Here is a 13518-nt window from a genome sequence, read left to right as displayed (position 1 = left end):
AAAAAACCTAAAGAGGATAAATTTTTCTCCTCAAATCCCTTGACTGGACAAAATTCAGGCTAAACTTAAGCTGATAATTACCCAATCAGGAGAATTTCTTATGGCTGCTGGGCATTATGATCTTAAGAAAACAAAAAACGGGCAATTTTATTTCAATCTGGTAGCGGCAAACGGTGACATCATTTTGAGCAGTGAAATGTATACCACCAAGGCCGCTGCCAATAAAGGCATTCACTCTGTGCAAGTTAATTCTCCCGATAAAACTCGCCATGAAGTGAGAAAAAACAAATCAGGCAAACCTTATTTTGTCTTGAAAGCCCGAAACCACCAAATTATTGCTATCAGTGAAACTCATGCCAATGAAGCAAGCATGAAGAAATCTATACAATCGGTCATAAAAATCGGGCCAACAGAAAGTATTCGTGACCTGACCAAGCAAAATTAGCAGGTACAATTAATGACTCGCGCCGTATCCGCGGCGCGTTTTCCCACATATCGATCAAATATGGCGCCCATCATTACCATAATGTATTTGTGCTAATGATAAAATAGGCGTTAAAATCCCCTCCTTTAAACCTTACCCTTAGTAATGATAATGAAGACCGGGTAAGGGCTGACTTGAACTCAGACCGAGAACGTTAAAAAATATGTTTACTCCAGAATTACTTTCTCCTGCCGGCTCTTTGAAAAATATGCGTTACGCATTTGCTTATGGCGCAGATGCCATTTATGCCGGACAGCCTCGCTATAGCTTACGTGTCCGTAATAATGAATTTAACCATGAGACATTGGCACAGGGCATTAAGGAGGCACACGAATTAGGTAAGCGTTTTTATGTCGTTGTCAATATCGCACCCCATAATGCAAAGCTGAAAACGTTTATTCGTGACTTAAAACCCGTCATAGAAATGGGACCAGATGCTTTGATTATGTCTGATCCGGGCTTAATTATGATGGTGCGCGAAACATTTCCTGAAATAGATATTCACCTTTCGGTTCAAGCCAATGCCGTTAATTGGGCTACGGTCAAATTCTGGAAACAGATGGGATTGACGCGGGTCATTCTTTCCCGTGAGCTCTCGCTGGAAGAAATTGCCGAAATCCGTCAGCAAGTGCCTGATATGGAGCTTGAGGTTTTTGTGCATGGCGCACTTTGTATGGCTTATTCTGGCCGTTGCCTGCTATCGGGCTATATCAACAAGCGCGATCCTAATCAGGGCACTTGCACCAATGCCTGCCGCTGGGAATACAATGTGCAGGAAGGTAAGGAAGATAGTGTTGGCAATATTGTCCATATGCACAACCCTATTCCTGTTAAAAACATTGAACCGACACTGGGACAGGGTGCACCAACAGATAAAGTATTCATGGTCGAAGAAGCCAAACGCCCTGGCGAATATATGTCAGCATTTGAAGATGAGCATGGTACTTATATCATGAATTCCAAAGATTTACGTGCTATTGAACATGTGGAAAGATTAACCAAGATGGCGGTTCACTCACTGAAAATCGAAGGCCGGACTAAATCTTTCTATTATTGTGCTCGTACCGCTCAGGTATATCGCCGTGCCATAGATGATGCTGTTGCTGGAAAACCCTTCGATCCAACATTGATGACCACATTAGAAGGTTTGGCACACCGTGGCTACACAGAAGGTTTTCTGCGCCGTCATACCCATGATGCCTACCAAAATTACGAATACGGCTATTCCGTATCAGACACTCAGCAATTCGTTGGTGAGTTTACTGGCAATCGAGTCAATAGTTTGGCAGAAGTTGCCGTAAAAAATAAATTTCTTGTCGGTGATCATCTGGAACTCATGACGCCATCGGGCAATATTAACTTCACGTTAGAAGCCATGACAAATAAAAAAGGCCAGGCCGTAGAAATTGCACCAGGTGATGGGCATCTCGTTTATCTTCCTATTCCTGAAGAGATTAATCTGGATTATGCTTTACTTGTGAGAAACTTAAAAGATGGTAATTCCAGAGCACCTCATCCACAGGAATGACAAGTAAAATAATTCAAAATAGGATTTTAAAGAAATTGATCTATTTTTTTAGAAATAGATCACATCAATGCTAATTTATTTCTCGTATTATCAGCGCTGAAAAATAAAAAAACTAAAAAAGTTTTATTGTAAGACTAGGAACCACCTCCTTGGCTAGCTCAATCTCCCTTGGGCTGGCCTTTTCTTTTACATAAAATCAATAAATTCAAATAACTAATAAAAAACACCTGTCTTCAAAAACCATTAAATTAATTAATGTTGTCAAATTCAAGCTGGACATTTATTCATCTTCCATTGGTGACAGTGTTTATAATAATCAGAAAAACTATCTTTTGATAAATAGGGTTAAGATTTATTCAGTTTAATGAAGGAAATTTTGAGAAAAAATAAACCAAATTACCTAATTGCTAAATAACTCCAATATTTATCACCACATCAGATAAATATTATTTCACTTTATTGTCATACAAAATGGTCAAATTTTGGCAACATTTGTATTAACTGAAGCGATCCACTGCTGCTTCCCTCTCTACTTGTCTTGTGATCAACTCAAATATAAACAACAATCAATAGCGCCTTTTGCAAACTGGAGTTAATCATGACTGATATCGTTAAGTTGTTAGGAAAAGACGCAGAGAGTTTATTGGAACATCAATGCAATACCATTCCACGTGAAAATCTCTATCTCCCAGGAACCGATTTTGTTGATAGAGTCATGCTCGAAAATAACCGCCCCAATACTGTTCTTCGTTCCATGCAAACCTTATTGAATCATGGACGTCTGGCAGGGACTGGTTATCTCTCAATTTTGCCCGTAGATCAGGGAGTTGAACATTCTGCCAGCGCTTCTTTCGCTACCAATCCCCTCTATTTTGATCCCAAAAATATTGTTGAGCTGGCGATTGAGGCAGGCTGTAACTGTGTTGCTTCAACTTACGGTGTTCTGGCGTCAGTTTCTCGCCGTTATGCCCATAAGATCCCATTTCTGGTTAAACTTAATCACAACGAGACTTTGACCTATCCCGCCCAATATGATCAAACTTTGTATGCCAGTGTCGAACAGGCATTTAACATGGGTGCCGTTGCGGTAGGTGCAACAATCTATTATGGCTCTCCCGAATCACGCCGCCAAATAGAAGAAATTTCAGCCGCCTTTGAACGCGCTCACGAACTCGGCATGGTCACTGTGTTATGGGCTTATCTGCGCAACTCCGCTTTCAAGAAAGATGGGGTTGATTACCACACCAGCGCTGATTTAACCGGCCAGGCGAATCACCTGGCAGCAACAATTGGTGCCGATATCGTTAAACAAAAAATGGCTGAAACTAATGGTGGTTATACTGCTATTGGGTTCGGGCATACAGATAAACGCGTCTATAGCAATTTGACCACTGAACATCCGATTGATCTTGTTCGTTATCAAATTGCTAACTGTTATATGGGGCGCGCTGGCTTAATCAATTCAGGTGGCGCTTCTGGAAACAATGACTTAAGTGATTCTGTCCGCACTGCCGTTATCAATAAACGTGCCGGAGGAATGGGATTAATCCTTGGTCGTAAGGCGTTTAAGAAATCGATGAAAGAAGGTGTTGAGTTAATCCACGCCGTACAGGATGTTTATCTCGATAAAAAAATTACTGTCGCCTAATCAAGTTATTAGGTTCACTACTTTTAAGATGGGGATCTCTGCATCCCCATTATTCAAGAATTCACCACCATTGATGAAAATGGTGGACTGGCCCAATGCCATGACCAACTTGCAAACTATCTGCCTGTATCAGCGCATTTTGTAAATATGTTTTGGCAACCGGCAGCGTACTTTGCCAATCAGAATAACGCGGACGCAATGCAGCGAGTGCTGCCGACAAAGTACAACCAGTCCCATGAGTATGCTGTGTGTTTACTCTGGGAGCGGTAAAACGCCATTCTTCTTCCGGAGTAAAAAGCCAATCTGGGCTTTCCTCATTATTCAAATGCCCGCCCTTCAATAAAACGGCCTGACATCCCATTGAACATAATGCTCTCCCCTGTCGTAACATTTCATCTTCGCTATCAGCAAGATCACATTTCAATATGGCTGCCGCTTCCGGTAAATTGGGGGTGATCAAAGAAACGATAGGCAGCAATTGTTCTACCATTGCAGTAATGGCCTCTGGTGATAATAAGGGATCACCGCTTTTCGCTACCATGACTGTATCCAATACAATGTAGGGAATAGGATAACGATGCAACGACTCTGCTATTACAGCGATATTAGCCGCATTCGACAACATACCAATTTTGGCGCTGTCTATCCTGACATCTGAAAGTACTGATTCTAACTGAGCAGCAACAAAAAGGGGATCAAGTTCATAAACTGACTGTACGCCCCGTGTATTTTGTGCAACCAAAGCAGTAACAACTGTCGTACCGTAAGCGCCAAGCGCGGAAAAGGTTTTTAAATCGGCCTGAATGCCGGCACCACCACTAGGATCGGTTCCTGCGATAGTTAGTGAGTTAATTCTCATTATGGTGATTCCTACCACCAGCTAAAGAAAGGTGGTATCGGAATAAGAGATACCATGACTTCCCTACGCTGGCATTATCCAGATCAGGTAATACGGGTACTTCTCAGTTCAATAAAGAACGCCCCGAGTCAAAATAAAAATCACTCCATTAGTACTCTAATAGAGTGATATTTGCAATAGTTTATCGTCAGATATTAAAACATAAACTAACGATAAATATATTTAGCCAGTAATCAGATGCCAGCCAAATTAAATTTGTTACTATAAAGTTGTAACGTTTGCCGCAGCAGGACCTTTAGGACCATCCTGAATTTCAAACTCAACTCGTTGACCTTCAGATAATGTTTTAAATCCATCTTTTGTAATTGCAGAAAAATGTACAAATACATCTTTACTGCCATCAGCTGGAGTAATAAAACCAAAACCTTTAGACTCGTTGAACCACTTCACAGTACCAGTGATTTTTGCCATTTCAAAAATTTCCTTTGAATCACTTTATTAGCCTATTGGCATTAAAATAAACAAACCAGTATTAGTTTCTGTTATTTATTAACAGAACAGTACTTCGTTTACCCATATGTTTTATTACATACTCTTTATATAATCGCAAGCCATTTTTTTCAGGTGCTGGAGCCAACGCACATATTTAAAATTCTTAATCTCTATTCCTACTTGAAATTAACCAATAACTTTTAAATCACATAACCGCATGAATTAATGTAAAAATAAAAAATCATCGCAAAAAATTTTCTTAATAGAGGTAATATATAATACTATTTTTCATATCGATTATGGTGTAAATCAGAAAGTTATCGTTATGCAAAATTAATTTTAGACAATGATAAAAACCATGACTAATTTCTCTTATTATTTTTGAACAGACAATATAGTTACTTTACATATAATCAGATTAATTTTTGTTTATCATTTATTAAATATTATTCAATTATAATATTGGTGGGGATTTTCATTACCCATTCATATCCTCATACGATCAACCGATTTCATAAAGTGCATCTCACGGAAGGAGTAAGAGTTAAAAAAAATTAGATGCAGCCATTTTATTTATGGTAGAGGAAAATATCTTCGGCTCGCTTTGAGAAATTTATATTCACAATTACACATAATAACGAGAGTGTACTATTTAGCGGGTTTGTGTAGTTAACGCTGACAATAAACAATCAGCCGGGCATAATACCCGGCTGAAAAAACGTGGTATGGATTGACAACTAATCCACTTATCTTTTGACCTTCTTTGAGTGAGCAATCAAATAGCCAACCCATAAAACACCAATCCAAAACGGCATCAATATAACTGAAATACGAATTGGTGGCATCATTAAAATAACGACAAGAACGCATGCCAGGAATACCAAACACAGGTAGTTCCCAAATGGATACCACAGTGCCTGAAATTTTGTCCTGATACCGTCTTTATCTTTGGCTGAACGGAATTTCAAATGAGCGCAACAAATCATAATCCAGTTAATGACCAGGGTTGTTACCACTAATGCCATCAACAACTCAAATGCCTTACCCGGCATAACATAGTTAATCAATACACCAATTGATGTTGCCAGTGCTGATAAACCAATAGACAAGACAGGTACATTACGTTTATTAACTTTTGTGAATACACGAGGTGCATTACCTTGTTTAGCCAAGCCATACAACATCCGGCTATTACAATAAACACCACTGTTATAAACAGACAACGCCGCCGTTAGTACCACCACATTTAGCACATTTGCTACCCAAAAGTTATCCAAATCATGGAAGATCAAAACGAATGGGCTACCACCTTCTACCACCTTCGTCCACGGATACAGTGACAGCAAGATAGCCAATGAACCGATATAAAACAGCAAAATTCGATAAACAACCTGATTAGTGGCTTTGGGGATATTTTTTTCAGGATTTTCTGCTTCTGCTGCGGTAATGCCTACCATTTCCAGGCCACCAAATGAAAACATGATTACAGCCAACGCCATAATCAAGCCAGAAATTCCATTTGGCATAAAGCCGCCCTGCTGCCATAAGTTGGTGATACTTGCCTGTGGGCCACCATTACCGCTAATCAGCAAATAACTCCCAAAGATAATCATCCCGACGATAGCACTGACTTTAATAATAGAGAACCAAAATTCGGTTTCGCCATATAACCGAACATTAATTAGATTGACGAGATTAATCAGTATAAAGAATATTGCGGCAGAAACCCATGTTGGAACTTCCGGCCACCAATATTGGATATACATACCAACAGCCGTTAACTCTGCCATTCCAACCAAAATAAACATCGCCCAGTAATTCCAGCCTGATAGAAAACCGGCAAAATTTCCCCAATATTTATAAGCAAAATGGCTAAATGACCCTGCTACTGGCTCTTCAACAACCATTTCGCCCAGTTGGCGCATAATTAAAAATGCGATAAATCCGCCGACCGCATACCCAAGGAGCACTGAAGGCCCTGCCATTTTAATGGTTTGGGCAATACCTAAAAATAACCCCGTTCCTACTGCACCGCCGAGAGCAATAAGCTGAATATGCCTGTTTTTTAAACCACGCTTAAGCGTAGATTGTTGTTCTTGTTGTTCTGCCATCTAATCCTCTTTTTACGATGCTTAGAACCCGTCTCATTAGAAGTTGTTTTATTTGTTGTTTTGAACCTTTGTACCTGAATAGGGCCAGAAATTCTCCCACTCTTCTCAAATTGAGCAAAATCTGTCGAGTTTAAATTTTCTCAACATAATTCGTTCAACATATTGTAGTGATTGAGTTATGTACTGATTTAACGCAATATTGAGTTTGTTAATTCGTATCAAGTGGATATTAAAACATCATTTACAAATAATGAATACTACAGATGCATATTAACACACATACAGGCAGAATAATGTTTGATTGTCAAAAAGGTAAGTATCGGGTGATGGAACAAACACCTAATTCAAATACATCATTACCTTGATCACAATGTACATCCAACGCTAACAAATACAAAAACAAACATATCAATACCGAGCACAAAGTTAAAAGGATTTTTTTAGTATTCAATGAGATCACCTTAGGATTATTTCATTGTAGTCAACTTTATACTAAAATATTATAGTAAGTTATCATGTGACAAAGTGATGATAGAGTATTAAATTTTTTAATCTATTCACTGTTTTCTTTATTAATGATGGATTTTGTCATCTTGAAAAGAAGTTGTGTATACTTGCCCCAACCTTCAACCAATTTAAAATTGTAATGGCACAAGATAACCACTTAGCACTTGTATGCGCACTGAGCAAATGGATAGAAAACCATCTTGGCCGTGTCATTCATCTTGAAGAGCTTGCTGCTTATTCTGGCTATTCACTTTGGCATATGCAGAAAATATTCAAGGAAGTTACCGGCATATCTCTTGGAAAGTACATCCGTCAACGACGCTTGGCTGGCGCTGTTTATCTGTTAAAAAATAGTTCCTTGCCTATTTTTGATATCGCCCTGGATTTCGGTTTTGGCTCTCAATCCCATTTCACCTATATGTTCCGTAAAGAGTATGGCATTACACCTTATGATTTTCGCCAGAGTACAGATATTGAACTTGAAGTTAAGCTTCCACTACATCTAACTTACAACTGCGGATCATAAAATTTAGTATTGTTAGCGGCCATTACTCATGGCCGCCATGCTCTAACTTATTTTTATATCCACCAGCTATTTTCTCTTTCTGAAAAGCATCACTCTATTTCTATATATTGAGCATAAATCGTTATTGGTATTTTTCGACCAACGCCAGTGCTATCGCTTCCGTTTCTGCATCGGGCATGCCACTAATGTCTGACGGGCGAAAATGCATCTGAAATGCTTGAATAGTTTTATGTGTAGCACTATCCAAAACGCCCGTTTGAGGGATACTATAACCATAGAGGGCCAGTACTTTCTGAATTGATATCACTGATGCTGGCATATTCACTGCCCTGCCAGCGAGATATTTATTCACTGTTGCATGATCAGGCCAAGCACCAATCCCCTGTTCATAAAGTTCACGCCACGGGAAAACAGGCCCAGGATCTTCTTTTCTCAGGGGAGCAATATCACTATGACCCACAACATTCACAGCCTGGATTTTATACCTGTGAATAATATCCTTTGCCAATCTGCTGACTGCATCAATTTGTGATGGATGATATAAACACCATTCTTTTTTAATGAATTTTTGTTTAAATCCGCAATTAACAATTTCAACACCGATAGAATAGCGGTTTAGGCTTTGGTATCCATTCCACTCACTCTTTCCCGCATGCCATGCTCTTTCCTTTTCTGTAACCAACTGAAAAACAATCGGCTCTTTATCCTTATACCTCGGTTGCGAAGGAATAAGGTAATGAATACTAACACGCCCCCCCGTTAATTCCTGTAAAGATCTTTTATCGCCTAACGCAGTATAGTGAAGGACAAGAAATCTAATTGAGTCAATATCTTGGCTGGTCGAATAAGGATAGGAATAGTCAACAATATAACCATTTCTACCTTCTTGCTTAGGGGAATAAGAACAACCAATCAACAACGTGATAAATATGCCTATGATTAATTGTTTTATCATGATCGGTCAGCTATTTTGCAGAAAAAGATAACATTATAATGATTATATATTAGATGAAACCAAAAGAGATGTGATGTTCTTATACTTATCATCATGTTTTTAAGTATAAATAAAAGCCAGCTATTCGCGGAACGAACGAATAGCTGGCTAATAAAGTTACTTGATACGAGTCATCTTGTGTTACTGATATCCGATAGATAACCTATATAGACATTTCAGTATCAGCTATTACTCTTTTCATTGTTATGCGGTGCATCATTATCCCAAATACCTTTTTCAACTTGCTGTTGAATCTCTGGGTAGCTATTAATATTGAATGTCGGCAACTTGCCTGATTTTCTCTGCTGGTTATAATCTTTCGCCAGTTTCATCGCGATACCTGACAACATAATTATGGCAATCAAGTTAACAATAGCCATGCATGCCATTGATAGGTTAGCCATATTCCAAACCAGAGGTACGTCTGCCAATGTACCAAACATCACCATACCCAACGCACCCAATCGCAGAATAAATAGGCCAGCAGTGTGGTTACGTTCTAAGAATATCATGTTGCTTTCAGCATAAGCGTAATTGGCAATAATCGACGTAAAAGCAAAGAAAAAAATAGCAATCGCAACGAACATTGTCCCCCAATGCCCAACAGCGGATGACAACGCTCGCTGAGTCAATTCAATTCCACTGATCGCAGTGACATTTTCGTTAAGAACACCGGAAGAGAGGATGATCATAGCCGTCGCACTACAGATAACAATGGTATCCATAAATACCCCCAACATCTGCACATACCCCTGAGAGGCTGGATGTGGTGGATAAGGAGAAGCTGACGCTGCTGCATTTGGTGCAGAACCCATTCCCGCTTCGTTCGAGAATAATCCGCGTTGAACCCCCTGAAGCATTGCCTGGGAGATACCATAGCCTAATGTTCCCGCTATCGCTTCCTGAATACCAAAAGCACTTTTGATAACGAGTGCAAATACCGCTGGGATACGTTCAATATTGTGACCAACAACCCAAAGTGCCAGGATAAAATAGGCAATCGCCATAAATGGTACAACAAATTCCGCGACTCGGGCGATAGAACGTAACCCGCCGAAAATAATTACACCACTGATAATAACTAATACGATACCAACATAAATTGGTTTGATATTAAAGGCAAAAGCAGCCGCTTCCGCAATTGAGCTCGCCTGAACGGCATTAAATACAAGACCAAACGCGATAATAAGGAAGAATGAAAACAGAATCCCCATCCATCGCTTCTTCAACCCTTTTTCCATGTAGTAAGCCGGGCCACCGCGATAATTTCCTTGATCGTCTTTCGTCTTGTACAACTGGGCAAGCGTGCTTTCCACAAAGGCTGTCGCCATGCCAATAAATGCCACTACCCACATCCAGAAAATAGCTCCTGGCCCACCGGCAGTAATTGCAATGGCAACCCCTGCTAAGTTACCGGTTCCCACACGAGCAGCAAGGCTAGTACACAAGGCCTGAAAAGATGAAATGCCAGAATCATCCGACTTATTACTTTTTCTCAGAACTGAAAACATGTGGCCAAAGTGGCGAAGTTGTATAAAACCAGAACGCAGTGTGAAGTAAAGACCAACTCCCAGGAGAAGGTATATCAGTACATAGTCCCAAAGAATGTTGTTAATGAAGTTAATCAGATCCGTCAAGATATTTTCCCCTTACTAATTAGCAAACATTAGCTGACCATAATGCCGTATTCGGCAAAATTTTATTGAACTTAATTCCTTTTATAATTAACAGGTAACACAATTCTGTATATGAAAAACACAGAGATACGAACCATTAAAGCGAAAAGAATGTAACACAATATTTATTTCAATGGGTAACTTTTAATGAAATTTTTACATTTACTTTAGCATTATTGAACTTTTATCTTGATGTTCATAAACGCTTCATTTCTTATTTCAAGCCACTTAATTACATTTTTAGCGCAAAAAATACGCAACAATTTTCCTCTCATATATAAGCAAGAAACATAAATAAATTAACAATTGGACTCAAAACACGAAACCAGTTAGCAACTAAAATACAACCTATCAAAAACAGCGTCAATCTAATACCTGCTCCAATACCCACAAACATCTAGAGCATATGTTAATTAGAAATTATTAATATCATGCTACACAAAATACATAGAAAAATTTAGATAATCACGCACTGCTATATCACTAATGTAGTAATAACCAATTTCATTAAAAAAAATGGGGTAATTACAAAATTTAATCTTTAAATCTCTTATATTTACAAAAACATATAGCAATATTTTACTTAAAATTAGATTATTAAATTTTAATACTGTGATAGTTGGAAAAAGCTACCATTGCATATTAAAATTTTCAGTTGTTATTTTTACAACAGGAAACAACAATAACAATTTAGTAACATGTTAATAATCCACTATCTGGCCATCAGATAATCTGCAAGTGAGGTTATAATTGATGTTAAAGCGAAAAAGAAAGAATCCTGCAGACAACATACTGCCCAAGAGAGTTTACAGAGGAAAATCAAAGTATGAATATCATCCTGCAACAGGTGGTTCAATTTCTATCTGCTGTTTGAGCTCACCAGTATCTGTTGTTTGGAAAGAATACAATAAGATTGTGGAAAAAATAGAAAAAAATAGCACATAGAGCCCAATATATGTCGAAGTTAATAACAACGGGAGCCATGACTCCCGTTGATACTAACATCATAAACCCTACCACAATAAAATAATAAGATAATCTAATGTTTTTTTTGGGGATTTTATACTATATCCTCAATAATCTATATCATCTTTCATATCTATATACTCAATATTAAATAGCTATCGAGCTGACCTTACCGTTAAGAATATAGTCTTCCCAAATTCGTGCTACGATATAAATCACACCTATACATTGATTAAAAACGGAGCATTGCTCATGCCTATAAATAACATGATGAAAACTATTGCTATTTCTACCCTAATTACTCTAATGTTATCAACACCTGCCAGCGCAAGAGAAGGTAAATTGATTAAATTACCTGATAAACGATTTGCCGTCCTCTCCACAGGTGATCTGGAAAGTGCATCAATTGGTAGCTATTCCATTGCTATTTTTAAGGATAAAGATCTCATAGACTTTGAAACTGGAGGTGTATTTAAACGTGATGGTTCAGTATTTGAAGATAATGGCACTCCGAGGATCAAATTTGCTGATATTGATGGTGATGGCTCCAAAGAACTCATTGTTTCCAAACTTAGTGCAGGCTCTGGCAATTATCTTGACGTCGATGCACTTAAAATTACCAAGAAAAATGTCAAACTTATCAGCCGCATCTATATAAATGGGAAAAATGATCCGATCAAATCACTCCAGGCAATATGTAAAAGAGGAAAATGCGTCGAACAAAAGCCTTAATAATCAGCTTCTCACTTAAAATTGCTCTCCTTTGGAATTCAGCGCAAACGCTGAATTATGTACTATTGTTAATGTTGTCGTTCCTGTTAAAGTCACCACCACTATCGTGATCTAGTCGATCAAGAGGAAATTATGAAACGCCTTTTATTACCAATTTTCCTTGCCCCATTATTCTCATATGCCGCACATGCTAACATAGATAAAACCGCAGAAACTTATTGTAATTTGTTCGGGAAAGCCTCTGTGGAAGCATTTAAAACTCATGACTCACCCGATACGATAGCGCAAAAGGCATTCAATGAATTAACTAGCAAGGGATTTGACCTTAAAGAGATCCAGAGCAATAAGGATGAATTTATTGTATCTATCAAACAAACGGTCACAGAAGTCAGAAAAAATAAACAAATCTTCCCAAGCACGCGTCATTTTGACGAATCACTGGATAAATCTGTTGAAGCATGTAAATTACAAACAAAACAGGCTTTATCTGGCAGTACAAAATAGGCTTCTGTAGAGCGACTTACTTATGTTGTCGCTCTAATTTTCATTGGCCTTGTTATCAATGAAGATTTAATTTCAGCTTCTTAACGGCAATGCTATGCCCAATATTAAAAACAATAAAAGTACTAAAAAAGTGTTTATTAATATGGATAAGCGATATCGAAATGGTGATTTTTTCTTATTACCCTGATTAGGCACTGTTTTATCTAAATCTAACGAAAACTTATTAGCCTCAATTTCAGCAAATATCACTTTTGCGCGTTCTATATCAGCATGGTGGACAAGCAGTTTAACACCACCAAGTGCCTGAGAATACATATAGTTATTCCACACAATATCTTCATCTATTACTACTGCATAAATATCTTCTGATAACATCCTGCCCAAGATAATGTGAGCATCGATTGGCGATAGGAAATTCGCTAATAACTGCATATTTCCTCTCTGAGGATGACTATTCCACATAAGCACACCATGATCAGATGATTTATAAA

General features: G+C 38.3%; 14 protein-coding genes and 1 riboswitch. Of the genes, 7 read left to right on the top strand and 7 right to left on the bottom strand.

All coding sequences use genetic code 11. From position 1 onward, the window contains the following. Positions 1-100 precede the first annotated feature (100 nt). The 3 genes from Xedl_RS00820 to fbaB all read left to right on the top strand — a co-directional run bounded on the left by Xedl_RS00820 (position 101) and on the right by fbaB (position 3660). Positions 101-445: a YegP family protein gene (locus Xedl_RS00820; protein WP_074022172.1), complete on the top strand. Its 345-nt coding sequence runs from the start codon at positions 101-103 to the stop codon at positions 443-445. A gap of 202 nt (positions 446-647) precedes the next feature. Then, complete coding sequence (gene trhP, locus Xedl_RS00815; RefSeq protein WP_074022171.1) at positions 648-2012, top strand: prephenate-dependent tRNA uridine(34) hydroxylase TrhP; 1365 nt, start codon at positions 648-650, stop codon at positions 2010-2012. Positions 2013-2610: 598 nt separating this feature from the next. Continuing rightward, positions 2611-3660, top strand: coding sequence for a class I fructose-bisphosphate aldolase (fbaB, locus tag Xedl_RS00810; protein ID WP_074022170.1), 1050 nt, complete (start codon positions 2611-2613; stop codon positions 3658-3660). 61 nt (positions 3661-3721) lie between these two features. Here fbaB and thiD read toward each other — a convergent pair whose 3' ends face one another. The 4 genes from thiD to mgrB all read right to left on the bottom strand — a co-directional run bounded on the left by thiD (position 3722) and on the right by mgrB (position 7573). Beyond that, a complete protein-coding gene (gene thiD / locus Xedl_RS00805) occupies positions 3722-4519 on the bottom strand; it encodes a bifunctional hydroxymethylpyrimidine kinase/phosphomethylpyrimidine kinase (protein ID WP_074022169.1) in 798 nt (265 codons plus the stop codon). A gap of 43 nt (positions 4520-4562) precedes the next feature. Next, a riboswitch (TPP riboswitch) is annotated at positions 4563-4655 on the bottom strand. A gap of 125 nt (positions 4656-4780) precedes the next feature. Beyond that, complete coding sequence (cspE, locus tag Xedl_RS00800; RefSeq protein ID WP_074019552.1) at positions 4781-4990, bottom strand: transcription antiterminator/RNA stability regulator CspE; 210 nt, start codon at positions 4988-4990, stop codon at positions 4781-4783. A 767-nt stretch (positions 4991-5757) separates the two neighbouring features. Next, positions 5758-7122: an amino acid permease gene (locus Xedl_RS00795; protein ID WP_074022168.1), complete on the bottom strand. Its 1365-nt coding sequence runs from the start codon at positions 7120-7122 to the stop codon at positions 5758-5760. 304 nt (positions 7123-7426) lie between these two features. Then, a complete protein-coding gene (gene mgrB / locus Xedl_RS00790; protein WP_479688307.1) occupies positions 7427-7573 on the bottom strand; it encodes a PhoP/PhoQ regulatory lipoprotein MgrB in 147 nt (48 codons plus the stop codon). A 195-nt stretch (positions 7574-7768) separates the two neighbouring features. Here mgrB and Xedl_RS00785 point away from each other — a divergent pair, with 195 nt between their 5' ends. Further along, on the top strand, positions 7769-8155 hold the full coding sequence (locus Xedl_RS00785; protein WP_074022313.1) for a helix-turn-helix domain-containing protein: 387 nt from the start codon (positions 7769-7771) through the stop codon (positions 8153-8155). 121 nt (positions 8156-8276) lie between these two features. Here Xedl_RS00785 and Xedl_RS00780 read toward each other — a convergent pair whose 3' ends face one another. Further along, positions 8277-9110: an N-acetylmuramoyl-L-alanine amidase gene (locus Xedl_RS00780; RefSeq protein ID WP_074022166.1), complete on the bottom strand. Its 834-nt coding sequence runs from the start codon at positions 9108-9110 to the stop codon at positions 8277-8279. 221 nt (positions 9111-9331) lie between these two features. Next, a complete protein-coding gene (locus tag Xedl_RS00775; RefSeq protein WP_074022165.1) occupies positions 9332-10786 on the bottom strand; it encodes an alanine/glycine:cation symporter family protein in 1455 nt (484 codons plus the stop codon). 792 nt (positions 10787-11578) lie between these two features. Between Xedl_RS00775 and Xedl_RS26125 the strand changes: the two genes are divergently transcribed. The 3 genes from Xedl_RS26125 (at position 11579) to Xedl_RS00765 (ending at position 13027) form a co-directional block, all read left to right on the top strand. Beyond that, complete coding sequence (locus Xedl_RS26125) at positions 11579-11770, top strand: hypothetical protein (protein WP_158024337.1); 192 nt, start codon at positions 11579-11581, stop codon at positions 11768-11770. Positions 11771-12043: 273 nt separating this feature from the next. After that, positions 12044-12523 carry a PliI family lysozyme inhibitor of I-type lysozyme gene (locus Xedl_RS00770; RefSeq protein WP_074022164.1) on the top strand — a complete coding sequence of 160 codons (480 nt, stop codon included), beginning with the start codon at positions 12044-12046 and terminating at the stop codon, positions 12521-12523. A gap of 132 nt (positions 12524-12655) precedes the next feature. After that, complete coding sequence (locus Xedl_RS00765; protein WP_074022163.1) at positions 12656-13027, top strand: hypothetical protein; 372 nt, start codon at positions 12656-12658, stop codon at positions 13025-13027. Between the two features lie 72 nt (positions 13028-13099). Here the strand turns inward: Xedl_RS00765 and Xedl_RS00760 are convergent, their stop codons facing one another. Continuing rightward, a complete protein-coding gene (locus tag Xedl_RS00760) occupies positions 13100-13459 on the bottom strand; it encodes a DUF2007 domain-containing protein (protein ID WP_244149648.1) in 360 nt (119 codons plus the stop codon). Between the last annotated feature and the right edge of the window lie 59 nt (positions 13460-13518).

The organism is Xenorhabdus eapokensis, assembly GCF_001908105.1.
This window is presented reverse-complemented; position numbering and strand designations above follow the sequence as displayed.

Excerpts from the sequence above, each read along its gene's own strand:
- Xedl_RS00820 (WP_074022172.1), top strand. The coding sequence starts at position 101 with ATGGCTGCTGGGCATTATGATCTTAAGAAAACAAAAAACGGGCAATTT.
- trhP (WP_074022171.1), top strand. The coding sequence starts at position 648 with ATGTTTACTCCAGAATTACTTTCTCCTGCCGGCTCTTTGAAAAATATG.
- fbaB (WP_074022170.1), top strand. The coding sequence starts at position 2,611 with ATGACTGATATCGTTAAGTTGTTAGGAAAAGACGCAGAGAGTTTATTG.
- thiD (WP_074022169.1), bottom strand. The coding sequence starts at position 4,519 with ATGAGAATTAACTCACTAACTATCGCAGGAACCGATCCTAGTGGTGGT.
- cspE (WP_074019552.1), bottom strand. The coding sequence starts at position 4,990 with ATGGCAAAAATCACTGGTACTGTGAAGTGGTTCAACGAGTCTAAAGGT.
- Xedl_RS00795 (WP_074022168.1), bottom strand. The coding sequence starts at position 7,122 with ATGGCAGAACAACAAGAACAACAATCTACGCTTAAGCGTGGTTTAAAA.
- Xedl_RS00785 (WP_074022313.1), top strand. The coding sequence starts at position 7,769 with ATGGCACAAGATAACCACTTAGCACTTGTATGCGCACTGAGCAAATGG.
- Xedl_RS00780 (WP_074022166.1), bottom strand. The coding sequence starts at position 9,110 with ATGATAAAACAATTAATCATAGGCATATTTATCACGTTGTTGATTGGT.
- Xedl_RS26125 (WP_158024337.1), top strand. The coding sequence starts at position 11,579 with ATGTTAAAGCGAAAAAGAAAGAATCCTGCAGACAACATACTGCCCAAG.
- Xedl_RS00770 (WP_074022164.1), top strand. The coding sequence starts at position 12,044 with ATGCCTATAAATAACATGATGAAAACTATTGCTATTTCTACCCTAATT.
- Xedl_RS00765 (WP_074022163.1), top strand. The coding sequence starts at position 12,656 with ATGAAACGCCTTTTATTACCAATTTTCCTTGCCCCATTATTCTCATAT.
- Xedl_RS00760 (WP_244149648.1), bottom strand. The coding sequence starts at position 13,459 with ATGCAGTTATTAGCGAATTTCCTATCGCCAATCGATGCTCACATTATC.